Genomic DNA, 24,586 nt, shown 5'->3' with positions numbered 1-24,586 from the left:
GAGCTATCGTCATGGGACGATGCTCAGCCTCTTCTATATTAAATACCTTGGAATGAGAAGCTATGCGAATAAACGCGGTTTGCGAACAGCATATGCTCCTTCTCGGGGCGCTGCCCCCAGCTGTCATGTCCGCCTACACCCATCTGTTTATGATTGACACGTACAACCGTCTTATCACTAACTGGCAGCTTATGAATATGATCATGAGCTTCCAATTCAAATGGTGTATAAGGAAGTACATTTAGCTCAAAATAAGGAGAACCCTTCAATACTAGCCCTTGCCCCTGTGCATTTCTTACTTCTGCATGACGAACATCCATCTTGTTGCCGCATTCCTGCGGACGAATGTACGGAACCATTTGATCTTGCACCTTACCCGAATATATACCGAGCTTGCCGCCCGTTTGGCGATCGAAGTACGTTTCATCTGGTCCTTTACCGTACCAGCTCACTTCATCGAATTGAGCAGGCATGTGGAAGAGAATACCCACCTCAGGAATTTCCGGAAGCCCTGCTCCTGGCTGAAGCTGCTCGAAAACGCTGATCTCGCCGTCTCCGCTTACCTTGTAAAGGATAGAAAGCAAGGACTCCGAGGTAGTAGGCAAGCTATAGCTCGTTTGAACGGTCAGTGAGCTAGCTTCAACTTCATAGCTAATGCTCCGCAGTACGCGTTCTGCTCCTGCTTCGCGCCAAGTCGCGCAGCGCTCATGCTGTTTATTGCCACGATCATTATCCGTATATGCACGCCAGAAATTCGGAGCCAGCTCATGCGATAGCAGCTCAGTTCCCTTCCATGCATAGGAAGCTAAACCGCCATTTCGTTTGTCGAATTTAGCTGTGAAAGACTGACCCGTAACAGCGATAGCATCCCTTGTTTCCTCTACCTCAATCGCAGGCTTCACCCCCGCACGTTCTACGACAGCAGCAACCGATGCTGGCAGTATAAATTGTTCAAATGCAATCTCATGCCCCGCTTCAGCCCAAACATTATTTTCTTTCAATAGAAGCTGAACGGTTAACACCGCTTCATCCCCATGGCTTGAAAGCTGAGGCAACGTGTATGGAATCGTTACGGTCTCTTCCGTTTCTGGTGCCGTTCCTGCATGTACCGTGCCGCTTTGAACGATTACGCCATTAACCGCAACCCCCCAAGCAAATGTAAACTGATCGAGTGAGCTGAACAAATGGCGATTCGTCACCTTTACTTCACCAGCAGCCAAATCTACTGCTTCAAACTTCGCATTCTGATAAACCTTCTTAACCTCTTGCAGCTTAGGAGAAACCGTACGATCCGCGAAAATAATTCCATTGCCGCAGAAGTTGCCGTCATTCGGCGAATCTCCGAAGTCGCCGCCATACATCATTTTCTCTACGCCGTCTTCATCCGTAATACGAATGGATTGATCAATCCAATCCCAGATGAAGCCGCCCTGCAATATCGGATATTTCTCAAAGACTTCCCAATAAACATGCAAGCCGCCGCAGGAATTACCCATCGCATGACTGTATTCGCATAGGATAAACGGCTTCTTCGGATTGCTCCGAGCATACTGTTCAACACCCTGCGGGCTTGTGTACATATGGCTTTCAATATCCGATGATGCGTCCGAAGCACGCCAGTGGAAGGCTCCTTCATAGTGGACGACACGGGATGGATCTGCCTCACGCAGAAAATCATGCATTTTAATAAAGTTATCGCCGCCGAATGATTCATTGCCAAGCGACCAAATCACGATGGACGGATGATTTTTGTCACGTTGGAACATCGTATTACAACGATCAAGCACAGCCTCGGTCCATTCAGGACGGCTGCCCGGCACGGTATCGCCTAGCTCCTGTTGACCATAGGACCATGCGCCATGCGTCTCTAAATTCGTCTCATCAATGACATATAATCCGTATTCATCACAAAGTCTGTACCAAAGCGAATTGTTCGGATAATGTGATGTGCGGACCGCGTTAATATTGTACAGCTTCATAAGCTTAATATCTTGGAGCATATCCGCTTCGCTGATCGCTCGTCCCGTATCACATGAGAACTCGTGGCGGTTGACCCCTTTGAACATAATACGGCGACCGTTTATTTGCATCAGTCCGTCCTTAATCTCGAACTTGCGGAAGCCCACCTTAGAGCTTATTGCTTCAAGCAGCCTGCCTGATTCATCCTTCAAGCTCAGAATCAGTGTATACAAATTCGGCTGCTCCGCGCTCCATTTGAGAGGATTTGCAACTGTTCCGCGAAGTGATACAGAGGTAAAGCCTTCACCCTCGACATTTGTCGTTAACGACAAAGGAGCCTCAAATACCGCGCTGCGTTTCCCATCATAAAGGGAAGCCTCAATCGTTATTTGGCCAAGCTTATTGCCAAAGTAATTTATTAATTTCGCATCTACAATAAACGCAGCATCGCAATATTCGTCATCAAGCTCTGTTTTCACAAAGTAATCATAAATATGCGCTTCAGGTGTCGTGTACAAATAAACATCACGGAATATACCGCTCATCCGCCAAAAATCCTGATCTTCGAGCCAGCTCGCATCTGACCAACGATAGACCTCTACTGCAAGCTTATTCTCTCCCTCAATGAGGTATGGCGTAAGATCAAATTCAGATGGGGTAAAGGTGTCCTGACTAAAGCCTACAAGCTCTCCATTAAGCCAAATATAAAAAGCCGATTCTACGCCTTGAAAGCTAATAAAGACAGGCTTTCCAGCCCAATCCGCAGGCAATGTAAAGCTGCGCGCATAGGAACCGACAGGATTATAAGCAGTTGGCGCAAAAGGCGGCTTGAGATCCTCTTTTCCAACCCATGGATAGACTACATTTGTATACTGCGGATAATCATAGCCTTGCAGCTGCCAGTGCGCAGGCACCGCAATCTCATCCCATCCGCTATAGTCATAATCGGATTCATAGAAATTTGCTATACGAGAATCAGCATTGGGAGCGAATGCAAACTTCCATTGCCCGTTCAGAAGGAGATAGTTTGGCGAGCTGCTGTGCTGCCCTTCCCAAGCTACCTCCAGCGTATTGTAAGGCATAAGCGATGCATGCGCTTCCATTCGATTTAATTGAAAAATTTCAGGATTGTTGTTCCACTCTGGGTAGCCGTTAACCGGCGGCGTATATATGAGTTTTTTTCGCATAATCATAAGCACCTCTTCATTAGTAGCATTAAAGTATATTCACATTATAAATCAATCTTACAATCTTTTTAATCAGACAATTTTCAAGTCTTTATATAAAAATATGAAACTCATCCATTCTCTCTCCAGCTTCCTAAGCAAAAAAAGCCGCCAGAGAATCGAAAGGATCGATTTCTTAGCAGCATTGTAAACTATAGGCGCAATACCTTTATTGGGTTTTCATTTTGCTTAAAGCTGCAGTTGCTTGAGGTTATAAAACTCTCCCTTGCTGCTCATAAGCTCATCGAACGTTCCTACTTCCACGATACGCCCCATCTTCATCACAACGATACGATCGGCATCACGAATTGTCGATAATCGATGAGCGACAATAAATGTCGTTCTCCCCTTAATGAGCTCCTGCATCGCCTTCTGCACATGAAATTCCGACTCATTATCGAGTGCAGAGGTCGCTTCATCCAAAATAATAATTTTCGGCTCTCGAATGAGCGCCCGTGCGATTGCGATACGCTGACGTTGTCCGCCAGACAGCTTGCCGCCATGCTCGCCTACCATCGTGTCCAATCCATTAGGCAACTGATCAATGAAATCAGCGAGATTAGCCATTTCCACAACCCGTTTAACCTGCTCCTCGCTAATTTCACGCAGTCCGTATGTAATATTGTCACGAATCGTACCCGAGAACAAAATATTCGTCTGTGGCACAACAGCCAAATGCTTGCGATAACTGCGAAGATCAATGTCTGCCAAATTCTTGCCATCCATCAACACCTTGCCGCCTGTCGGCTGCAGGAAACCGATGACCAAATTAAGCACGGTGGATTTCCCGGCTCCGGAAGCACCAACAAATGCGATACACTCGCCTGCTTTCACGTCCAGCGTAACATCCTCTAGAACATGATACTCGCTATCCGGATACATGAGTTCCACGCCTTGAAACGAAAACTCTCCGCGTACTTCCTCCAGCTTTGTTTTACCGCTATTATTTTCAATATCTGTCGATACAAGAATTTCTTTAATGGAATAGATGGACTCTAAGCCCTTCGCGATCTGCGGATAAATGTTAATGAGACCTGTGACTGATGCTAATATCATGGCGAAAAATCCTTGATACATAACGACATCGCCGACTTGTATTTCACCATTGTAGGCCAAATAGGAAGTGAAGATTAAGCATAGCACCTGAAAAATTTGAAATGTAACCCAGTTCGTTGAGCCAAAATAAGCTTCAACCAGATCCAGCTTGTAGCCTTTTCCTTGAATATTTTGCAGCGTTGAATCAATCTTTGCAATTTCCACCTTCTCGAGACCGTGAGCGCGCGTAATGGGAATCATCTCCACCATTTCCGACACTCGTGAGGACATCTGCTCAATCTCCTTGCGGAACTCCTTATTCGACTTGCGGATTTTCCGGCGGAAAATCGTAACGATTGAAATCGACATCGGAATCGTCAGCAAGAAGAATAGTGATACCGTCCAGCTGCTATTGAGCGTAATAATAAATGATACGATGATGTTCACAACGGCTGGTGCCAATGCCAGCATGAACTGCTTCGACATCATCTCAACCGCTTCTACATCACGCAGCACCTTGGATTGCAGCTTCCCTGCCGGAAGCTCGCGATGGGAATTGATCGACAGCTGCTGAAGCTTGCGCACGAGCGCACTCCGAAGCCCTGCTTCCACATATCTGACCGCACGGCTGAGAAATGAAATATATGCCGCATGCGTCGGTATATTTTGCAAAATCACGATCAGTATGACGAAAAAATTAATCCATATGCCACTAATGGGATACTTTGACGGATTTGTTGCAATATTAATAATATTGGCTGTTACAATTGGTAAAACGTACACAGGCGCACTCTTAATTAATAGAAAAAATAAGGATATAAATAAGTTTGTGAAATTACCTTTGTAAAGCGATAATAAAAATTTTAAAGGACTGCTTTCTTCTGCTAATGCCGCGTTCTCAAATGTCTTTGCCAATCCTTTCGATCCACCTAGCTTAATGCCTGCAGCTTTGCCTGCCATGTTGTCTCCATCCTTCTGCTCCAATAAACGGCTGTTTGTATCTATCCTCGTCTAACGATATTTCCCCTTATAGTCCTTCGGCGTCTCGCCGACCATCTTTTTGAAAAGCTTATTGAAATAAACCGGATCACTATAACCGACCAGCTGCGATATTTCATAATTTTTCAAATTAGGATGGTCAGTCAAATACAGCTTCGCCTTCTCAATGCGAATATCAATGAGATAGTCCGTTAAGGTCATTCCTGTCTCTTGTTTAAAAAGACGACTTAAATAATTCGCACTCATGCCTACCGTATCAGCCATGCGCTCCATTTCGAAGTTTTTATCATATTCCTGCTCCAAAATGTTCTTCATCTGCTCGATGACATAATGCTCCTTCTCTTTTGTAATGCCTTCTGTCTCTCCTATCCTGCTATCTGACTTCTTCTCGCTTCGTTCCTGCTTCTCGTGCTTCTCTTGCTTCAGCCGTGTCAACAGATCATATAAATTTGTTTTATCAATCGGCTTCAACAAATAATCCCGCACGCCAAAACGAAGTGCCTTGCGTGCATATTCAAACTCACTAAAGCCGCTAAGCACGATCGTTGCAATTGATTTATCACGTATATGCTCAATGAGCTTAAGCCCATCCATCATGGGCATTTTGATATCGGAAATCAATACATCCAACTCGCCTTCACCCAGCTTCGAAATATGCGTCCAAGCATCCATTCCATTGCTGTACGAGCCTATTATCGTAATCCCCAAATCCATCTCTGTCAATATTTTCTGAAGGCCGCGCCTAATAAATTCTTCGTCGTCTGCGATGATGATATTCAATGTGTTCATCTCCTTTGGCAGATCCATCCTTAAGTTTGCACTAAAATAGGAGCCTCAGCAACAAAAAAAGAAAGCGGACGGATTATTTCACCGCGCCGCTTGTAACCCCTGCGAAAATATATTTTTGCAGCAATAAATACATGATTGCCGTTGGAATCATTATAATGAGAATCGCAGATGATATCAGCTGCCAATCCCCGCTATTAACTCCGAAGAATCGCATGAGTGATGTGGAGATGACAACATGCTCTGCCCTCGGTAAATACAATAATGGGATGAACATATCATTGTAGATGCTGATTGTCTTCAAAATAACGATAGTCGCTGTAGCCGGAGCAAGCAGCGGGAAAATAATGGTGCGGAAAATCTTAACTAATGAAGCTCCTTCAAGCATGGCGCTCTCGTCTAGTTCATAAGGAATATTTCGAATAAATTGAAGATAAATATAAATTTGCAAAATATCCGCGCCTACATAGATCAGTATCGGACCAAAAAGGTTATTCGTTAGGCCAAGCGCTTGTATGGTCTTGTAATTGACAACTTGCGTTGTAATAGCCGGGATGATGGTTGCGAAGAGAAACAATCCAACAAGCGCGCCTTTGAATTTGAAGTCGAAGCGCCCGACCGCATAACAGAAGGCTGAACCAATCAATATGTTCAATATAAGCGTAATCGCGATAATAAATAACGTATTGCCAAAGGCTGTTACCATATCCGCTTGCTTAAATGCCTGGGCAAAGTTTTTTAGATGCAGAAAGCTGTCCGGCAAGGAGATTGTCGATTTGGTATTAAATTCATCTCTTGTTTTGAAGGCATTGACGATAATGATATAAGGAGGAAATAAAATCGCAAATGCGGCTAAGACAAGGGTTAGATATTTGAAGGAGTCCCACATTCTATTAGCCTTTTCCATTATTTCTCCCCCCTTCCGTTCAACAAGAAGCGTTGAATCGATAATACGACTACGACGAAGATTAACAAGACGACGCTCATCGCGGATGCCAAACCATAATTGTTAAACTGGAAAGCTGTCTCGACAATTTTCATAACAAAGGTTTCACTAGAGCCCGCTGGTCCACCCTTGGTAAGAACATAAGGCAGATCGAAAACCTCCAACGCTCCCGTAACCGTTAAAAATAAATTGAGCTCGATAATTTTATAAATGTTCGGCAGTGTGATGCTGATAAACTTTTGCCAGCCATTTGCGCCATCAATCGAGGCAGCCTCGTAAATATCACTTGGAATCGATTGAAGCGCAGCTAAGTAAATGACCATATTAAAGCCCATAAAGCGCCAGAAACCAATGGAAGCAAGCGTATAGTTTACAAAGGATCCATTTCCTAGCCAGCTTGTTTTTGACAAGGCATCGAAGCCAAGCTCACCTAGCAAAAAGTTCAATGATCCGTTCGTTGTATCGAATACGTAACCGAATAAGTATGCTACAGCAACACCGTTTAGGATGTACGGGAGAAACATCAGCAAGCGGAAAAATTTCTTTCCCTTCAGCTTGCTGTTAAGCACAACAGCGAAATAAATCGCAGCCATGTTTTGTACAATTCCCACAGCGAAATAGGCAAAGTTATGTTTGAAGACGCCAAAAATATCCGGATTAGAAAATACTTCTTTATAATTAGACCAGCCAATCCATGGTTTGTTAGGACTTAGTCCGTCCCAGCTTGTGAAGCTCAGACGTACAAGCTCAAGGGCCGGATAATAAGCAAATGTCAGAAGCAACAAAAGCGGCAATGCAACAAAACCAATGACAACATAATTTTTCTGCGTTTTAAAAGGCAGCCTGCTGAACATGAGACAACCCCTTCCTTCCTGCGTCTTTCTTTATTCTGAAAGTACAGGATGGACGACCGATTTAGAGGTCATCCACCCTGCGTACAATTGCTACAGACCTAGATCTTTTTTCGCTTTTGCCCAGGCTTTGTTTACTTTATCCAATACTTTTTGCGGATCCTTCGACAATACAAATTCTTGTACGACAGCTGCTTGATCAAGCTGTGCTTTGTTTTGAATTTGAGTTGCAGCATCTACCGGTTGTGCAGGCTCAAAGAATTTCACATTGAAGCCATTAAATTCTGCAAGCTGTGCAAGCTTAGGTTGTTTGGATTTCAAAGTTGGGATAAAACCTGCGAAATCCTCATAGCCTGATTCTTCAATCATCCACTGAACAAAAGCTTTAGCCGCTTCTACGTTTCCGTTTTTGTTAACTGCATAGAAAAAGTCAGGGTTAAGTGGAGCTTTCGATACGCCGCTGTTGTCAGCAGGGAATGGGAAGAAGCCAACATCCTCAGCTGGAGCACCATTTTCAATGACTTGGTTAATAACCCAGTTGCCAAGCAGGTACATACCGAACTTGCCCGTTGCTATATCTTTCTTCGATTGTTCCCAGTTCGTAGAGTTAACGTCAGCCTCTAGGAAGCCTTTGGTATACATCTCACGAAGAATGTTCCATGATTTACCATAAGCATTATCAAGTGTATATGGCGTTTCTGATTCAGCACGTAGATTTTGGTGAGCTGGCTCCTCGCCAATGATTGTCGGGATATCATATACCCAAACATCAAGCGGCCATTTGTCCTTGAAGTTGGAGGCCAGCGGCACAATGCCCGCGTCCTTCAGCTTTTGCGATGCAGCAAGAAATTCATCATAGGTTTTCGGAACTGCAGTAATGCCTGCTTTTTCGAACGCTTTTTTGTTATATACGATACCGACAGTAGATCCACCAGAAGAAATACCGTACATATTGCCTCCGTCAGCTTTCAGGTCTTTGAAGTAAAGCTCATCGGAGAATTTAATATCATCTAGTGGAGCGAAATAGTTTGGCAATTCAGCATTTGGTATCGTTGGCGTGAATACAACATCTGGGAATTCACCGGAAGCCATCCGTACCTTCAACGTTTTGTCATAGTCAGTAATGGCTTCGAAAGTTAGATCTACACCTGGGTACTTTTCTTCAAACCGTTTTTCATAATCAACATATTGTTTGTCGATCATGTCCGTACGGTTAGTCAGAAATACAACTTTACCCGTAATCTTGGAGTCCTCTTCCTTAACCGTTTCATCTGGTTTATCTGTTGCCGTGTTGGTTGCTGCAGGCTTGTTAGTTGCTGGAGTGTTATTCGTGTTGTTGCCGCCGCAGGCAGCTAAAGTTGTTAGCATAATAATAGATACGAGAGCTAACGATAAAGTCTTTTTCATACTTTTCTTCCCCCTTAACAATTTTTGATTCCGCTTACATTTCGATCATAACCGATAAAAGAACGTTCTAAAATGGTTTAAAATATTATTTATAGTCTTCAAATGACATTTTTAGAAAACGCTATCATTACTGTTATTATGCATTTTCCTATTAAACCGATAGTTGTTTGGAGCTATATAATGAAGCAATTAGCTGCAGACCTGCAATTTAAAGAAACTTATTGCAAACAGAAATAAAATGGGGTTTACTTGTTATATAACAAAACGTAATTTTAGTAATAACAAAAATATATTTATAAAGCGAGGCGACTCAAATGACAAGCAAGGAAGCCTATATTGCCGGCATGACATGGGGCTGGACAGGTGTGCGCGGAACGTGGACGGGGGCTCAGGCTGAGCGTTCCATGTCCCTTATGTCAGAGCGATTAAGCGTGAACTGGACTGCGATTACATTGGGTGCAATACAGGATCATCCGCAAGCAACAGAAATCAAATTTTGGGAACAACCTACGGTAACGGATGATGAAGTCCGCTTTGCTATTCGCAAAGCCAAGGAGCTTAACCTCCTTGTTTGCTTAAAACCAGTCGTTAATTGTACGGATGGTACATGGCGCGCTCATATCAATTTCTTCGATGTAGACGTTCCTTGCGAGCCAAAATGGTCAGACTGGTTCGCATCCTATACGGCATTTATTTTGCACTACGCCCGCATTGCTGAGGAAACAGGCTGTGAGATGCTTTGCATAGGCTGTGAGATGGTTCAAACCGATCGTCGCGAAAGGGAATGGAGGCAATTAATCGCTGAAGTTCGGAAGGTTTACTCTGGCAAAATCACTTACAATTGCGATAAATATCAAGAGGATAACGTTAATTGGTGGGATGCTGTCGATATCATCTCCTCAAGCGGCTACTACCCTATCGATAAATGGGAGGAACAGCTCGATCGAATTCAGAAGGTCGTTGCTAAGCACAACAAGCCCTTCTTCTTCATGGAGGCTGGCTGCCCAAGCCGTGAAGGCTCTCAATATTTACCGAATGATTGGGGATTGCCAGGCGCTCCAAGCGAAGAGGTTCAACGGCTCTTTTATGAAGAGATGTTTGCACAGTCGGAAAAGCGGGATTGGGTAGGCGGGTTTATGCTATGGGATTGGCCCGCTCGGTTATATGAGGAAAGTGAAGCAGCTGCTAACGATGATTACTGCATGTATGGCAAGCAAGCGGAACAAACCGTTCGTGATTATTATTTTTCGAAAACAGGGCTTAGCAAGAAGGAGAGTGCGTGTAAATGAATGCCAGTGATCAGCAATGGTTTAGCAGCATCCAGCAAGAGCTGAAATCTAACATTCTCGATTTTTGGATGAAGCATACAATCGACAAGGATAATGGCGGGTTTTACGGATTTATAAGCAAAGACCTAACCGTTCATGCTGATGCAGGCAAAAGCTTAGTACTCAACACTCGGATTCTATGGACATTTGCTTCTGCTTACCGCATCTATGGTGATGAGCAATATCTAAACATGGCAGAACGCGCTTACGCCTATATCAATAAACATTTTATCGACAATGAATTCGGCGGCTTATATTGGATGGTCGATGCAGCGGGCAATCCATTAGAAACGAAGAAGCAGGTTTATGGTCAAGCCTTCGCTATTTATGCTTTCTCTGAATATCATCGTGCAACCGGAAACGAAGCTGCCCTTCACCAAGCCATCCAATTGTTCCATACACTTGAGCGTTACAGCTACGATAAGGAGTATAAGGGTTACTTCGAAGCACTAACACGTGAATGGCAGGAAACGAATGATAACAGCTTGAGCGAAAAGGACTTGAATGAGAAAAAGTCCATGAATACGCATCTTCACGTCATGGAGGGCTATACGAACTTATATCGCGTATGGAAATCGGATGAGCTTCACGCAAAGCTGAAAGAGCTTATTGAAATTACAATCCAGCATATCGTGAATGCTGAGAACGCTCATTTCATTCTCTTCTTCGACGACAAGTGGAATGGCCGGTCGGAGCATATTTCATACGGTCATGACATCGAAGGAAGCTGGCTGCTTGTTGAAGCTGCGGAGGTATTAGGTGATCATGCGTTACTGGAGGAAGCGAAAGCAATGGCCATTCGTATGGCTGAAGCAACCTATAACGAGGGCGTTGATGAGGATGGCGGTTTGCTTAATGAAGGAGGACCACAGGGTCTCATTGATACCGATAAAGACTGGTGGCCGCAAGCAGAGGCCGTTGTAGGATTTTACAACGCTTATCAAATGACAGGTGAAGAGAAATACCGCGAAGCGGCGGTTCGGTCATGGGCATTTATAGAGGATTTCATCGTTGACAAGGAGCATGGCGAATGGCTTTGGAGCGTAAAGCGAGATGGTTCGCCTAGCGAAAACATGGAGAAGGTCAGCCCATGGAAATGTCCTTATCATAATGGACGCACTTGCTTCGAAATGCTTGAGCGCCTAGAAAGCACAACAACACATTAATGGAGGTTACTAAAAATGAGTAAGTTTTATGAACGCAAACAATTGCTAACAGAGCGCTATGAGGCGCTCATTCAACAGAAAAACGAGCCCGTTGAGCTAGGAAACGGTATATTCGACCGTTATGTCCATCCCGTTCTGACAGCTGCACATGCACCGCTTACATGGAAATATGACTTCAATCCAGAGACGAACCCTTATTTCATGGAACGGCTTGGCGTACATTGTGTCTTCAATCCAGGAGCAATTTCTTTGAATGGCAAGTTTTATCTTGTTGCTCGTGTTGAAGGAAATGATCGCAAATCCTTCTTCGCCATTGCGGAGAGCGACAGCGGCGTAGAGGGCTTCCGATTCTGGGATCATCCTATCCTTCTGCCCGAAACAAGCGACCCCGACATTAATGTTTATGATATGCGCCTTGTGCAGCATGAGGACGGCTGGATCTACGGTTTGTTCTGTACGGAAAGAAAAGATCCTTCAGCGCCTAAAGGCGATCTATCCAGCGCAATCGCGCAGTGCGGTATCGTCAGAACGAAGGATTTGAAGCAATGGGAACGTCTAGCAGATTTAAAAACAGCCTCCAATCAGCAGCGCAACGTTGTCCTTCATCCTGAATTCATTGATGGCAAATATGCCTTCTACACGCGCCCTCAGGACGGCTTCATTGACACCGGTTCAGGCGGCGGCATCGGCTGGGGATTATCCGACACCATTGAAGATGCGGTAGTTTCATCTGAGACGATCATGGATGAACGCCATTATCATACCATCAAAGAAGTGAAAAACGGCCAAGGCCCTGCACCTATCAAAACGGAAAAAGGCTGGATCCATATCGCACATGGTGTTCGAAATACAGCTGCCGGCTTGCGTTATGTGTTGTATGCTTTTCTTTCGGATCTGCAAGAACCTAACAAAGTGACACATCGCCCAGGAGGCCATTTGCTTGCACCGGAAGGCATCGAGCGTGTTGGCGACGTCTCTAACGTGGCATTTTGTAATGGTGTAATCGCTCAAGAGAATGGCGATGTCTATATCTATTACGCTTCCTCAGACACACGCTGCCATGTGGCCGTTACGACAGTAGATCAGTTGCTCGACTACTGTATCAACACACCAGAAGACCCGCTTCGCTCACATGCTTGCGTAGAGCAGCGCATCGCTCTCATTGATAGAAATTTAGCGTTGTAAGGCTGAAAACCATAGATTTCAAAGAGCCATTCTATCTACGTTTTAGTAGAGAATGGCTCTTTTTGTTGCCTAAAATACTTCCACTAAGAAATATCTCTTCTGAGAATGGTTAGTGACTACTATATCGAGAGTTATGACTATCATACCATTCATTTTGACAAATATACTTGTCAAAGTGACGGTTATATTTTACAATATATGAAAGAGGTGATGTCTTTTGAAAAGTCGTCTGAAAGAGCTTCGAGCGCGAACCGATCTAAACCAGACACAGCTTGCAAAGCTAGCAAAGGTCTCAAGACAAACAATTAGTTTGATAGAGCGTGAAGAATTCATGCCTTCGTTATTAATCGCAGTTCGTATTTCACGAATTTTTGGGGAGCCTGTGGAAAATGTATTTTTCTTTGAGGAGGAGGAGTTATAAATGAAAATAATTAAGCAATTGTTATTTGGAGCCGTAGTTGGATTTCTTGTGACTTTGACTGTACTAAAAGGTATTACATTTGATTTCTCTACCTATGCTGACGCAGCTGTAATAAGTCTTCTCGTTATTATTCTCATCTTATTGGGTCTGAGCTTGTCTTTATATAGACAAGTAACCAAGCTCAATAATACGGCATATGAAGGAGATGAAGAGGATGAAGTGGATGTTAAAAAATACAAAAAATTCGCGGACTACTCATTATTTATTCAATCGGGTTTAACCTTGTCCATCTTAGCTTTATGTATCGCTTTAATCGCGACAAAGAGTATCACATTTATTATTATTTCCATCATCGCAATCATTGTTTGTTGTATATTTACAACCTATATGATTCATTTAATGAAACTCGTCTATCCTGATCGTAATCTTCCAAGTTTATCAGAGCCGAACTATGCAGAAAAACTTTTAGAAGCTGCTGACGATGGTGAAAAACATGTCATATTGAACGGCTTATATAAATCCTATAACTTATTAAGCGTTACTTTAATCTTAGCGATTGTAGTTGCGACCATCTATTCTCTTTCAACAGACAATTCTCAACTTTTTTCTATTATTGCCATGTGTATTGTATTGCTCCTTGTAAACGGAAAATATCTATTAGCTATTCGCAACAAATAAGGTAGGTTTTTGAGCCGAAAAAAAATAGAAGGGGAAGCATCATCACGCAGCTCCTCCCCTTCGCTAGTCTTATAGGCTTGCATTGTTAAATCTAATATCTATTACTTTCCCACATGGGATGAATCCGATACTGGTATAAATTTTGTTCGCTGTTGGGTTCTTCAAATCCGCATAAAGCATCGCCGTTAATCCCTCATCTTTTAATTTCACACATAAATGTGCCACTATTGCACGCCCATAGCCGTTTTTTCTGAAAGCAGGAAATGTGTATACCGCATTGATTCTTCCATGTCTCGACGAACGATGAGCGACATTAGCCATCGCTACAGGATAATCATCCACGAACCAAAGGTAGAGGTTACCTGTTCCAATCATAATCTCTGCCTCGGAAAGCTGACTGGCTGGATCAACGGAAACATACCGAATTTTGTTTCTATGTTAATAGTGCTATATTTTGAAACTAAGTTAGTGAAAAGTATACGAAACGTTGGATTAGTTGCAGGATTTGAAATTAATACGAGGTTTATAAAGTCTTCACCAAACCAAATGCTCACTTAGTATCAATTATTGAAACAAACGAGTTTAAAACAAACCACACACCCCAATTAACATCAAATTATGAAATTATCTAACCCAATCCCGATTAAGAACCATAGCAGTTTCCATCCTTAGCAACCTTTTGCATCCCTTGCATCACTCGCATCCCTTGCAACCCTCCCCTTTCCTTAGCTGCACTGTTTTCAACCCTATCCTCCAACAACACATTAAACACCGTTTCATCCGTCCTATCAAAAACCGTCTTATAAAATCCGATCCTATCCCCCCTTCTGATTGCCAATTAAACCCACCTGTGATAAAGTTAGGATAGAAAACAATTGAATTAAGTAACCTATTTCAAATATCGGAGGACAACATTGGACGATCCTAAATTAAAGCTAGGCATTCCCAAAAATGAAGGCCAGCTATCCATGATGTTTACAAGAGGCGGACCTCGCGAAGGCGCCGGGAGAAAAGGAATCGGTGAAACGAAAAAGGTTTCCCTCACCCTATCCCAAGAAACATGGGATGAGCTCGATAACAGATGCAGCGACCTTCAATGCTCACGATCCCAGCTTTTACGTGAAATGATTGAATCTATTCTTACAAAGTGAAGCAGAAGGAATGGTGAAGCCTTTGCAAATAGAGGTGTCTCAGCAAATATTATTAAAAGCGCTCCAATCCATCTCTAGCGCTGTTTCCATAAAAAGTGTGATTCCTATTCTTTCAGGCATTAAAGTGGAGGCTGACGATGGGGGCTTGTCCCTTACAGCCGGTAAAACAGATATGATGCTGCAATACGTCATCCCTTCCGGTAACGATCATCTCATTTTCCATCGTCATGGAAGTATTGTCATTCCCGCTCGTTATTTTATTGATATCATTCGCAATTTACCATCAGGCTTACTCTCGATTGAATGCACAGAAGACTTGAAGGTAGTTATTCGTGGTGGTAAAGCGGTTTATCATTTATGCGGTATGAGCGCTGAGGAATTTCCTAGTCTTGCTAAAATAGATGGAGCCCCTACGCTGCGCTTTCTAAATGGGTCGCTCAAAAAAATGATCAAGCAGGTTTCTTTTGCCACAGCATCTTCCCAGTCGAGGCCTGCTCTAACTGGTGTATCCTGCCTATTTGATGAGAAACAGGTAAGGCTGGTGGCGACAGATGGCATACGACTCGCTTCAAGAATAACCGCTATAGAAGATAACACTCAGATGGCTCTTCCTATGATTATAATCCCTGGAAAGCAACTAACCGATTTCTCTAAAATGTTAAGCAATGAGCATGATTCAACCGATATCGCGATTGACAAAAATATGATTTTATTCAAAACAAAAAACCTCATCATGCAATCCTCTCTAATTGAGGGAAGCTTTCCATCCACCGATAAGCTTAAGCCAACTTCCTATTCGACAGAGATCACATTAGATAGCCTTTCTTTTTTGCATGCTTTAGAGCGTGTTTCTCTATTAGCAGGGGACAATGACGTAGTAAAATTAAGCTTAATCTCTCAGAACGTCATGGAACTATCTTCAAAAACAGCAGCAGTTGGAGATGTTGTAGAAGAGGTTGATATCGACTCTAACAAAGGGGATAACATTACGATTTTCTTTAATGGAAAATATATGATTGATATTATGAGTGCAGTTGATTGCAGTAAAATAGTTCTCGGATTCAACGGAAAATGGAGCCCTATCATCGTACAACCAATCGACAGTCCAGGATCCCTGTACATCGTTACGCCTATCCGAGCAAGGAATTGAGTTTGTTTGAAAGATAGCTTAAGCTTCTATCATTATTAATGATATCGAGTTGTTTGAGAGTGGAGGTATACCATGATAATAATCATAATAATTGCTATGGCTGCAATGATCGGAAACCAATATTCGATGTTGAAACGAATGAGGGAAATGGAGAATCTCCTGCGAGATATTCGAGATAATAGTAATAAATAATACAGTAGAATTAGAAAGAAACAAGACTTAGATCGTAATTACATTTATAGGTAAAATTGGTATAATGACTGCGAGACTAGTGGAAAGTCGGTGCTGCCGCAATGGAAAATCAGTTGTTGAAGATTGACTGGCATGAGCAGAATGAGGATTGGAATGGCCTATTAGATCAATTAATTGACGCATCCATTCATACAATGAATCAAGGACTTGAAGCCGAGGTTGCGAGGATTGATTTGGAGGAAAATAGCTTCGTCTTAAAAACATGGAACAAGGATTCCAGACCGAACATCTCTATGCAATATCGTCTGCTCAAGCTTCTTGCTGACAAAGGAATTTCCGTTCCAAAGCCGCTCGCTTGGGGAACCAACCGCGACGAGCATCATCATGTGCTGCTGACTACATTCGAAGGGACTCAGGACTCCAAGTATGATGCGCAAGCATTCACTGACTTCGGAATTCTATTAGCGAGCATACATAACCTTGCACTTAATGAGGATGATCAACACAAGGTACTAGACTATGGTTTCCTAGATTACTTTTATTCTGGCATACAGGAGTATCCGGATCTTCACGCTGCATTAATTCATCTTATCGATATGACTTCAATGAATAAAAATGCAATCATTCACGGCGATTATCACTGGGGCAATGTTGTAGGGAAAAATGGACAATACAGTGTAATTGATTGGACGAATGGACAGCTCGGAGATGCAAGATTTGATTTTGCTCATGCACTCGTTTTCATCCAACTCATTTTCTCTGCCGAGTGGAGAGCCTCGGTATTTCGTACTGCCTATTTAACCAAAAATCCAATCCCAGAGGAAGAAATACAAGTTTTTGAAGCGATGGTTTATTTAAAATGGCTGATGAGCAATCGACGCGGTTTTCAGCCTTTCGGACCGAAAGCGATTGATAAAGTGATAAAAATGATAAAAACAAATCCCTTTCTGAAACAATGTGATCTTGCCGAGATAGCAAAATCGAAGACTCCAAGCAAAAGCAAAGGTTCCAGCCTAGATATCGTCTACAATGAGTTCCCTCTCTTACAATCAGACGATGTATTTCTAAAAAAAATAAATGAAGCTCATGCTGAGCATATATGTCCTATTTATTATGCCAATCGGACCTGCAATATGAAGCAGCTTTTATCGTTGGTCGGCCATTATGAACGTGATTTTCATAAGAAAAAATGCGTGACATGGGGAATATTCAGCAGTGAAAATTCAGAGGCAATCCTCGGCGTGATAACGGCTCATTTTAATAATAAAGATGCAAATGTCTTAGTAGAATACACAATGAACAGATCCTCTAACACATCGGTTATTGCTACGAAAGCGATTAAGGTTTTGTTAGCGTACATATTTGAAACGGTTAAAATGACAAGCGCTCACATTGACATCGCAGTAACGGACGATGCTGCCAAAGCAGAACTGCTTCGCAATGGATTCTCCCCTGATGGCTCGATTCATCAAGGACTCATTCGAACGGGAAATGGTAAGGAAAAGCTCTATTTACAGACTTATCGTATTCAAAGAGCCTCTGTTACTGTTTGGAATACCTAATCAATCATGTAGGCTGACGTTAAGGATTAAATCCCCTGCAGCCTGCGTGATTATCTCCAACAAAATTTTAGTTGTACCCACTATTTTATTCAAGCTTTTATCGAAGACAACATAAGGAAATTCCTCATTTCGATTTCTTCCATCCAGTGCTTTTAGAACAAACGTCTCCATTTCCTTTATTGAAGAAATCAAACTATATTTTGTGATGAATTTATCAAATTGACATTCTTCATTGGAGTCAAATATCCTTTCTGAAGGAGCCATTGATAAAACGCCAAACAGCGCAAGAAGCTTCAGACTTAGTCGCCTGAGACCTCTTGCGCTGTTTAATCATTTCTAAATAGGAAGGTTACTGCTTTTCTAAACGTTAACTGCATCTACTCTCGTTTGATCAGCGTTTACACATCTTTTGCATACGGTTACCGATTTACCATCAGTTGTTGCGCGCGGATACAAAAGTTTGATTCTTGTCCGGCTGCAAACTGGGCATGTACCTCTGCCACGTGAAGGTAGATTCCAAAGAGTCCGTCCTCTTTTGGATTTTGCCATTGTTCATTCCTCTTTTCATCTTCATTTATCGCTCTATTTCTCTCACAATACGAAGCTGACTAATAAACAAACTTGCATGTTCATCCATCGCCTCCGCTTGTCTATAATTGTATTTTATTCCCTATTCTAGTATTTATGATAGATAAAAAATAATTATAATCAAACTATACTACGACATGGGGAGAAAGAGAGTGAATGACGAGAGTGGGAAATTAGCGTATACCTAAGCGTGGGCTAATAGAGGTATACAAAATGGTGTACCATCCCCTATTTCGAAGTTTGACTTAACAAATAGAGCATCATCTGTTTCATCAACCCGTTCAGCATGAACTCCTTCAATAGTGGGATCTGGTGTAAAATGAAAGCGAATAATTTCTGTTTGCTCGTTGGTAATACGGGTAAGTAAACCATTAAAGTCTACTTTCTTATGACTCACCACATCATAGAGATGAAGCGTCTCGCCCTCATATCCATAGACGATAATGGCATCATCTTCTTTTGAGTAATATATATTTTCAGGGAATACATTAATGGTGTAAAAGGTAACTAACCACTGATCATTTTGAGTACCAAATCGCTCAGAGATCGGTATACGAGAAGATACTCTTTCCTTTATAAATTCAAAGTCTTCCTCATGGGATGGATTAAGCTTATGTAGGGATGTTTTATCGATTGCAACAGAACTCCTGTCCCATTTCAACTCAAATTGTGATTCAGCTAGTCTACTAAAACCAAACTTAGGATAAAAGTCTAGAACACTGCTGTTTGCAAATAGCAAAAAAAAGTCGCAATCCTGCTCGTATCTCGCTATAACCTCGTTCATTAACTGCTTGGAAAGCCCTTTGCCCCTGTAATCCGGATGTGTCATAACGGTGCCGATCTGAATGGCTTTGTGATTGACTCCATTGATTATCAAATCCATTTTGCCGATTGATATATTCGCTATCACTTCGTTATTGTGAACCATGGAATGACAAATATAGTGCTCATCCCAGCAGCCTTTTTGGAACCATTTTTCAAAATTAATCCCGTAAACAAGCTCCATAAGCCGATTAAAGCTTGCTCTATACTCATTGTTATTTTTATAGTCATAAATCTGTATCATATGATCCTCCACGAGATCTATTCTTGGTTTTGTTGCTCATGATCTAAGAGGAAACTTACTTTCTTGAGTCCTCTGGTTTAATAGTATTGTATATTGAAACTAATTAAACAAGAATACTAAAAATTCGCTGATTAGTTTCAGTATTTGAAGTTACTAAGAGTTTCATTGGGTTTACTAGTTAAGATTGCTCATTTAAGTTCAAAAGTTGAAAGTAACGTGTAAGAGAGAGGTACAACGATCGGATTAAGATCATATTTTAAAACTAAATAGTAATAGAGAACCTAAATAATAATAGAAAAACTAAATAATAATAGAAAAACTAAATAATAATAGAAAAACCGAAATCAAATTAACGTTTGATGTTATGCAAATAATCGTTCAATCCGAACAAACGCTAAGCAGACCAGTTGCCGATTAATCGTTAACTGGCCTGTCTCCATATGTTTTTAATTCGATAGCGTGTTTCTTAGCTACTGGGGGCTTGGTTATTGATATTGGGCTACTTGATTACTTGATTACTCAGTTACTGCTTACATTGTCGCTTTCTCGCTTGGGTACTTCGGTTGCTTAGCTACTTGATCACTTGCTCGCTCCGTCACCGTGTTGCTTGAGTTACTTAGTCGATGTCTTCGCCTGAGCTGTCGATTCACGGTACAGCAGCTCTCCTGCCAGCAACAGCTTCTCCATCGGCTCATTTTTGCTCTCGATACGCCCTAGCAGTCGTTCAACAGCCTTTTTGCCAAGCATTTCTTTCGGTACATGAACAGTTGTTAGCGCGGGTTTGGTGCGAAATGAATCCTCAATATTATCAAAGCCCGTAACGGATACTTCCTCCGGCACAGCTACGCCCAGCTCCTGAAGAGCTAATACCGCTCCAATTGCTATTTCATCATTCGCGCAGAGAATCGCTGTAGGCAGCGTTTTTGCCTTCATCTTCTTGATAGCCCACTGTTTAATATGCTCTTGAAAGTGCTCATGCTGGAAGCCTTCCACTGAAAGCATGAGATCATCCTTTATGCTGCTGCCCATGCCGTTTCCATTGCCAAACCCCGTGCCTTCTTGCTCTTCCAACGCACTCCGAAAGCCTAGGAAGCGATCTTTAAAGCTTCTAGAATAAGAGATATCACCAATAAAACAAAGCTGATGATGACCGTTTCCGATCAAATATTTCGTTAGACGATACATGCATTCATAGTTATTCGCAAACACCGTATCGGATGGAATCAACATATCTTCATGATCAACGAGCACCATCGGCAAACCGATACGATGAACCTCCAGCAAGAGCGGAGTGGAAATTTCGCCAACGCCTATGAGTCCCAATATGCCGTTAGGGTTCAGAAAGTGAATGAAATGGTCTACACTCTGCTCGGACACAATGACCATGCCGTATCCATCCTCTTCAAGCCTTGCCGCAATGCCATCCAATATTCGCCCCCAGTAGAGCGACTCCTTCGTTTGAAAGCGAATATTAGGCATAAGCACGAGTACAGACTGCTTGCCGGCAGCTGGCACCTTCGGCAGCTGCTCCAGCTTCATTGTTTTGACATAAGCATTCTTTTGTGAAAAATAACCGAGCTGTGACGCTGCCTGAAGAACCCGCTCCAATGTAGCCTCGCTGACCCCTCCCTTACCAGAGAGTGCTTTAGAGACGACGAATTTTGAAACGCCTAAATAATCGGCTATTTGCTGCATCGTGACCTTTTTAGACATGAGAGTATTCCACCTTAACTTTCGGTAATGGTTCGCGCTTGCTTCCAGCGCTCATTATATTGTTTGAAAACAGCATCCAAATCGGGTGCAGCAATCCATTCTTGCACGTAATTGCCAGACCATAACTCGATTTGTGCCATATTCGCAATTTCTAGAACGCGATCAATAGGTGCCTTGCGCTCTAGAAATTCACTTTTAAACGATAAAAACTGTTGAAATTGCGGTAACGAAGGCTCCTTATTATCATGAACAGGCAGGAAGCCAGAATCATCTACATACCCGGAATCATTTACAAAAAACTTCACCCATGCTTCCGCCAATTGCTTGTTTTCACTAAACTTGCTAACACCCACGAACCAGTCTGGACTGAGCGGTGCAAAGTGCTTGCTGCTGTTATCATAAGGGAATGGAAAAAAACCGATATCTTCCGATTTTGCACCCGCTGTAATAATTTGATTAATAACCCAGTTTCCCATCAGATACATACCTGCCCTGCCTTGGGCGAGCTCTGTCTTCGATTTTTCCCATTGATTCGTAATTAATTGCTTTTCTACATAATCGTGATCAATTAACGTTTTGACAATGGAGATAGCCTGTCCCCACGGATTATCAATGGACCAAGGCTCATCGGTATACGCAATTTGATTAAAATAATCGACATCACCGGTCATGTAGCTGACTAAATCCTCGCTCCACGTCATCAGCGGCCATTTGGCGCCATAATTCAGGTAGATTGGTACGATGCCTGCTTGCTTTAATCGCTCACATGCCGCATAAAACGCTTCTAATGTGGTTGGTATTTCTTTAATTCCTGCCGCTTTAAAGGCAGCCTTATTATATACAATACCAGTCGTTGAGGCACCCGTCACAATGCCAAAGCGCTCGCCCCCATACGCCTTAAAATCAGCAAAGCGAATATGCTCGAACAGGGAGTCATCGAGTGGTTCAAAGTACTCGGGCAACGCTTCATTTTTGATATTGTTTGGAAGCAGAAGCACATCCCCTAAATTCCTGGTAGAAAACCTCAGCATAATTTCACTGGTATAGTTCGTGATGCCTTCAAACTGTACGGTCACACCGGGATAGAGCTCCGTAAACGAGTCCGCATATTTTTGTAAGACACCATTCTCTATAAGATCAACCCGATTCGTCAAAACATTTAGTTTCACTTGTTCTTGAGACTGCTGCGCAGGAGCGGTGGGCTCGGCTTCTATGTTTTGCCCTGATGTATCCTTCTGACAGCCAGAGATCGTAATACTGCATAACAGAACAACAAGCACTAGCACAAAAGTGAATTTGTTCATTCTGCGTCTCTCCCTACATCTAATGGAAGCTGTAAAATTACTTCGGTACCTTGATTTGGATGACTAATCACTCTCATGCCAAAGGTATGACCGTAATGCAGCTTAATGCGTTCATTCACATTTTTCAAGCCAATTCCACCTGTTTTTGATGTTGAGCCCGTTGCTTCCTCTAAACCAGCAAGCGATCGGTTTAAACGATGAAGGGTAGCCTCATCCATTCCAACTCCATCATCCTTGATTATAAGCAAGAGAGCCTGCGGAGTACGTTTACTGATCAGGTCAATTTGCATGACTGGCTTCATGTCATCCATCCCGTGATAAATCGCATTCTCAACAATAGGCTGAAGAACCAGCTTGATGATAGGGTAGTTCAGCAGTTCATCCTCGAAATTCGTTTCTAACCGGAAGCGATTGGGATAACGATAATTGAGCATCTCCACATAATTGTGCATATGACTCACCTCATCCGCGAGTGTCACTTCCTCATGCAGATCACTGATGCTGTAGCGCAGCAGTTTGCCGAGTATGGCGATCATATCCGCTGCAATATGGTCATCATTAAGCTCAGCTGCCATTCGAATAGATTCCAGGGTGTTGTACATGAAATGCGGATTAATTTGGCTCTGCAGCGCGTGCAGCTCGGCTTCCTTCTTCTTCGTTTCCATTATATATATATCTTGAATAAGATGATCGATTCGTACAATCATTCGATTGAACTGTTTTCCAAGCTGACCAACCTCATCCCGATATTTGACTGGAAATTGCACATTAAAGTCGCCTTCCTGAACGTTTTTCATCAAACGCATCATTTTTCGGAGCGGATTTGTTAGTGCAATAGAGAACAGGAAGGAGATTATCAACGCGACAATAATGGTTATAATCGTAGCAATCCAAGTCACGTTCCGAATAACGACTGCATCCTTCGTTATCTCGCTGTCTGGTATCGAGGTGATAACCTTCCAATTGGTATTCGGCGAGGTCGTATAAATATAGAGACGATTAACACCCTCGCTTTCCAAATAAAAGCTGCTCTTCATCCCTGTTGCTTGAGCCACAGCAGGATCATCTTTAATATTTGTTCCCATTCGTTCTTTATCGCTGTCATAGACAACATTGCCCAGCTCATCAATAATGACCGACTTGCCATGGGTCAGCTTGTCCAGCTCGCTCATCTGATCCTCTATGACGCTTATATTAGCATCTACTGCGATCATTCCGATCGGCCTCAGCTGCTTGTCGATTATTTTCCGCACAACGGTAAAAGCATATCTTTCACTCTGTAAATTACTTGTATATTTCTCTGTACTGAATAGCCTTGCCTCTCCACCTGACGTCTTAACCTCATCCAGCCAGTTTTCATAGCTTTCCTTTACGTTAAGCCGAATACCGCCGCCAGCCGTTGAGTAGTAACCATTCCCATATTGATCGAAAATATAAACGGAATTCGCTCCGCGCTTGATCGTATTAATAAATGATATGTTTCCTTCTATGCCGCGCTGTATCAACAGCATTAAATTGAAGTCATCCGGCATAGGATTGACATTCTCTCCAGCAGAGGACTGCCTCTGCTCATAATAGGTATTGGAGCTAATTAGATTTTGTTTAATGTCATCTTGATAAGAGGGAATAGATGAAATTCGCACCATATCTTCAATATAATCATCTACCCGAACCATCATATTCTCTAGCATTTTCGTTGAATATACGATTGTTTTCTCTTCAATGGATCGAGAATAATTACTATAAGAGATATAGCCAATAAACGATAATGGCACGGTAATAAGCAGCAGAAAAACAAGAGACAGCTTCCTCTCCATTCTCATTCCGCCAAAAACAGCCCATATACGCCGCAGCCGTTGCTTCAAGCTCATCC

General features: G+C 42.6%; 22 protein-coding genes. 8 read left to right on the top strand and 14 right to left on the bottom strand.

Annotation, left to right across the window (positions count from 1 at the left end):
* Positions 1–38: 38 nt before the first annotated feature.
* From lacZ to AC0YOD_RS23305, 6 genes are all read right to left on the bottom strand, one after another.
* Positions 39–3,146 carry a beta-galactosidase, LacZ type gene (gene lacZ / locus AC0YOD_RS23330; RefSeq protein ID WP_475801730.1) on the bottom strand — a complete coding sequence of 1,036 codons (3,108 nt, stop codon included), beginning with the start codon at positions 3,144–3,146 and terminating at the stop codon, positions 39–41.
* Positions 3,147–3,374: 228 nt separating this feature from the next.
* Positions 3,375–5,180: an ABC transporter ATP-binding protein gene (locus AC0YOD_RS23325; RefSeq protein ID WP_475801729.1), complete on the bottom strand. Its 1,806-nt coding sequence runs from the start codon at positions 5,178–5,180 to the stop codon at positions 3,375–3,377.
* 51 nt (positions 5,181–5,231) lie between these two features.
* Positions 5,232–6,008 (bottom strand): response regulator transcription factor, encoded by a 777-nt coding sequence (locus AC0YOD_RS23320; protein ID WP_475801728.1) that lies wholly within the window; start codon positions 6,006–6,008, stop codon positions 5,232–5,234.
* A 73-nt stretch (positions 6,009–6,081) separates the two neighbouring features.
* Positions 6,082–6,912 (bottom strand): carbohydrate ABC transporter permease, encoded by an 831-nt coding sequence (locus AC0YOD_RS23315; RefSeq protein ID WP_475801727.1) that lies wholly within the window; start codon positions 6,910–6,912, stop codon positions 6,082–6,084.
* Positions 6,912–7,805 (bottom strand): carbohydrate ABC transporter permease, encoded by an 894-nt coding sequence (locus AC0YOD_RS23310; protein WP_475801726.1) that lies wholly within the window; start codon positions 7,803–7,805, stop codon positions 6,912–6,914. The genes AC0YOD_RS23315 and AC0YOD_RS23310 overlap by 1 nt, the downstream gene beginning before the upstream one ends.
* Positions 7,806–7,895: 90 nt before the next feature.
* On the bottom strand, positions 7,896–9,209 hold the full coding sequence (locus AC0YOD_RS23305) for an ABC transporter substrate-binding protein (protein WP_475801725.1): 1,314 nt from the start codon (positions 9,207–9,209) through the stop codon (positions 7,896–7,898).
* Positions 9,210–9,523: 314 nt separating this feature from the next.
* On the opposite strand from AC0YOD_RS23305, the gene AC0YOD_RS23300 reads away from it, so the two are divergent.
* The 5 genes from AC0YOD_RS23300 (at position 9,524) to AC0YOD_RS23280 (ending at position 13,987) form a co-directional block, all read left to right on the top strand.
* Positions 9,524–10,498: a glycoside hydrolase family 113 gene (locus tag AC0YOD_RS23300; RefSeq protein ID WP_475801724.1), complete on the top strand. Its 975-nt coding sequence runs from the start codon at positions 9,524–9,526 to the stop codon at positions 10,496–10,498.
* On the top strand, positions 10,495–11,703 hold the full coding sequence (locus AC0YOD_RS23295; RefSeq protein ID WP_475801723.1) for an AGE family epimerase/isomerase: 1,209 nt from the start codon (positions 10,495–10,497) through the stop codon (positions 11,701–11,703). The genes AC0YOD_RS23300 and AC0YOD_RS23295 overlap by 4 nt, the downstream gene beginning before the upstream one ends.
* A gap of 15 nt (positions 11,704–11,718) precedes the next feature.
* Complete coding sequence (locus AC0YOD_RS23290; RefSeq protein WP_475801722.1) at positions 11,719–12,888, top strand: glycoside hydrolase family 130 protein; 1,170 nt, start codon at positions 11,719–11,721, stop codon at positions 12,886–12,888.
* Positions 12,889–13,105: 217 nt separating this feature from the next.
* On the top strand, positions 13,106–13,309 hold the full coding sequence (locus AC0YOD_RS23285; RefSeq protein WP_475801721.1) for a helix-turn-helix transcriptional regulator: 204 nt from the start codon (positions 13,106–13,108) through the stop codon (positions 13,307–13,309).
* Entirely contained in the window at positions 13,310–13,987 is a 678-nt protein-coding gene (locus tag AC0YOD_RS23280; protein WP_475801720.1) for a DUF3169 family protein, read from the top strand. It abuts the gene before it with no gap.
* Between the two features lie 69 nt (positions 13,988–14,056).
* Here AC0YOD_RS23280 and AC0YOD_RS23275 read toward each other — a convergent pair whose 3' ends face one another.
* Positions 14,057–14,362, bottom strand: coding sequence for a GNAT family N-acetyltransferase (locus AC0YOD_RS23275; protein WP_475801719.1), 306 nt, complete (start codon positions 14,360–14,362; stop codon positions 14,057–14,059).
* Positions 14,363–14,630: 268 nt separating this feature from the next.
* Positions 14,631–14,825, bottom strand: a complete 195-nt coding sequence (locus tag AC0YOD_RS23270; RefSeq protein ID WP_475801718.1) for a hypothetical protein — start codon at positions 14,823–14,825, stop codon at positions 14,631–14,633.
* Positions 14,826–14,901: 76 nt separating this feature from the next.
* Between AC0YOD_RS23270 and AC0YOD_RS23265 the strand changes: the two genes are divergently transcribed.
* The 3 genes from AC0YOD_RS23265 to AC0YOD_RS23255 all read left to right on the top strand — a co-directional run bounded on the left by AC0YOD_RS23265 (position 14,902) and on the right by AC0YOD_RS23255 (position 18,042).
* Complete coding sequence (locus AC0YOD_RS23265) at positions 14,902–15,138, top strand: ribbon-helix-helix domain-containing protein (protein ID WP_475801717.1); 237 nt, start codon at positions 14,902–14,904, stop codon at positions 15,136–15,138.
* Positions 15,139–15,148: 10 nt separating this feature from the next.
* The gene (gene dnaN, locus AC0YOD_RS23260; RefSeq protein ID WP_475801716.1) at positions 15,149–16,288 is read left to right on the top strand and encodes a DNA polymerase III subunit beta; all 1,140 of its coding nucleotides are present in this window, start codon (positions 15,149–15,151) and stop codon (positions 16,286–16,288) included.
* 293 nt (positions 16,289–16,581) lie between these two features.
* Complete coding sequence (locus AC0YOD_RS23255; RefSeq protein WP_475801715.1) at positions 16,582–18,042, top strand: phosphotransferase; 1,461 nt, start codon at positions 16,582–16,584, stop codon at positions 18,040–18,042.
* Here AC0YOD_RS23255 and AC0YOD_RS23250 read toward each other — a convergent pair whose 3' ends face one another.
* From AC0YOD_RS23250 to AC0YOD_RS23225, 6 genes are all read right to left on the bottom strand, one after another.
* Positions 18,043–18,306: a hypothetical protein gene (locus AC0YOD_RS23250; protein ID WP_475801714.1), complete on the bottom strand. Its 264-nt coding sequence runs from the start codon at positions 18,304–18,306 to the stop codon at positions 18,043–18,045.
* 96 nt (positions 18,307–18,402) lie between these two features.
* Positions 18,403–18,591: a hypothetical protein gene (locus tag AC0YOD_RS23245; protein ID WP_475801713.1), complete on the bottom strand. Its 189-nt coding sequence runs from the start codon at positions 18,589–18,591 to the stop codon at positions 18,403–18,405.
* Between the two features lie 223 nt (positions 18,592–18,814).
* Positions 18,815–19,696, bottom strand: coding sequence for a GNAT family N-acetyltransferase (locus tag AC0YOD_RS23240; RefSeq protein ID WP_475801712.1), 882 nt, complete (start codon positions 19,694–19,696; stop codon positions 18,815–18,817).
* A gap of 612 nt (positions 19,697–20,308) precedes the next feature.
* Positions 20,309–21,409 carry a LacI family DNA-binding transcriptional regulator gene (locus AC0YOD_RS23235; RefSeq protein WP_475801711.1) on the bottom strand — a complete coding sequence of 367 codons (1,101 nt, stop codon included), beginning with the start codon at positions 21,407–21,409 and terminating at the stop codon, positions 20,309–20,311.
* 14 nt (positions 21,410–21,423) lie between these two features.
* Positions 21,424–22,713, bottom strand: a complete 1,290-nt coding sequence (locus AC0YOD_RS23230) for an ABC transporter substrate-binding protein (RefSeq protein WP_475801710.1) — start codon at positions 22,711–22,713, stop codon at positions 21,424–21,426.
* Positions 22,710–24,584: a sensor histidine kinase gene (locus AC0YOD_RS23225; protein ID WP_475801709.1), complete on the bottom strand. Its 1,875-nt coding sequence runs from the start codon at positions 24,582–24,584 to the stop codon at positions 22,710–22,712. Before AC0YOD_RS23225 ends, AC0YOD_RS23230 begins: the two co-directional genes overlap by 4 nt.
* Positions 24,585–24,586: the final 2 nt, after the last annotated feature.

The organism is Paenibacillus sp. J31P13, assembly GCF_056269295.1.
This window is presented reverse-complemented; position numbering and strand designations above follow the sequence as displayed.

Excerpts from the sequence above, each read along its gene's own strand:
- AC0YOD_RS23250 (WP_475801714.1), bottom strand. The coding sequence starts at position 18,306 with ATGGCTCCTTCAGAAAGGATATTTGACTCCAATGAAGAATGTCAATTT.
- dnaN (WP_475801716.1), top strand. The coding sequence starts at position 15,149 with ATGGTGAAGCCTTTGCAAATAGAGGTGTCTCAGCAAATATTATTAAAA.
- AC0YOD_RS23240 (WP_475801712.1), bottom strand. The coding sequence starts at position 19,696 with ATGATACAGATTTATGACTATAAAAATAACAATGAGTATAGAGCAAGC.
- AC0YOD_RS23310 (WP_475801726.1), bottom strand. The coding sequence starts at position 7,805 with ATGTTCAGCAGGCTGCCTTTTAAAACGCAGAAAAATTATGTTGTCATT.
- lacZ (WP_475801730.1), bottom strand. The coding sequence starts at position 3,146 with ATGCGAAAAAAACTCATATATACGCCGCCGGTTAACGGCTACCCAGAG.
- AC0YOD_RS23235 (WP_475801711.1), bottom strand. The coding sequence starts at position 21,409 with ATGTCTAAAAAGGTCACGATGCAGCAAATAGCCGATTATTTAGGCGTT.
- AC0YOD_RS23280 (WP_475801720.1), top strand. The coding sequence starts at position 13,310 with ATGAAAATAATTAAGCAATTGTTATTTGGAGCCGTAGTTGGATTTCTT.
- AC0YOD_RS23300 (WP_475801724.1), top strand. The coding sequence starts at position 9,524 with ATGACAAGCAAGGAAGCCTATATTGCCGGCATGACATGGGGCTGGACA.
- AC0YOD_RS23225 (WP_475801709.1), bottom strand. The coding sequence starts at position 24,584 with ATGAGCTTGAAGCAACGGCTGCGGCGTATATGGGCTGTTTTTGGCGGA.
- AC0YOD_RS23295 (WP_475801723.1), top strand. The coding sequence starts at position 10,495 with ATGAATGCCAGTGATCAGCAATGGTTTAGCAGCATCCAGCAAGAGCTG.
- AC0YOD_RS23230 (WP_475801710.1), bottom strand. The coding sequence starts at position 22,713 with ATGAACAAATTCACTTTTGTGCTAGTGCTTGTTGTTCTGTTATGCAGT.
- AC0YOD_RS23255 (WP_475801715.1), top strand. The coding sequence starts at position 16,582 with ATGGAAAATCAGTTGTTGAAGATTGACTGGCATGAGCAGAATGAGGAT.
- AC0YOD_RS23245 (WP_475801713.1), bottom strand. The coding sequence starts at position 18,591 with ATGGCAAAATCCAAAAGAGGACGGACTCTTTGGAATCTACCTTCACGT.
- AC0YOD_RS23275 (WP_475801719.1), bottom strand. The coding sequence starts at position 14,362 with ATGATTGGAACAGGTAACCTCTACCTTTGGTTCGTGGATGATTATCCT.
- AC0YOD_RS23290 (WP_475801722.1), top strand. The coding sequence starts at position 11,719 with ATGAGTAAGTTTTATGAACGCAAACAATTGCTAACAGAGCGCTATGAG.
- AC0YOD_RS23320 (WP_475801728.1), bottom strand. The coding sequence starts at position 6,008 with ATGAACACATTGAATATCATCATCGCAGACGACGAAGAATTTATTAGG.
- AC0YOD_RS23305 (WP_475801725.1), bottom strand. The coding sequence starts at position 9,209 with ATGAAAAAGACTTTATCGTTAGCTCTCGTATCTATTATTATGCTAACA.
- AC0YOD_RS23315 (WP_475801727.1), bottom strand. The coding sequence starts at position 6,912 with ATGGAAAAGGCTAATAGAATGTGGGACTCCTTCAAATATCTAACCCTT.
- AC0YOD_RS23325 (WP_475801729.1), bottom strand. The coding sequence starts at position 5,180 with ATGGCAGGCAAAGCTGCAGGCATTAAGCTAGGTGGATCGAAAGGATTG.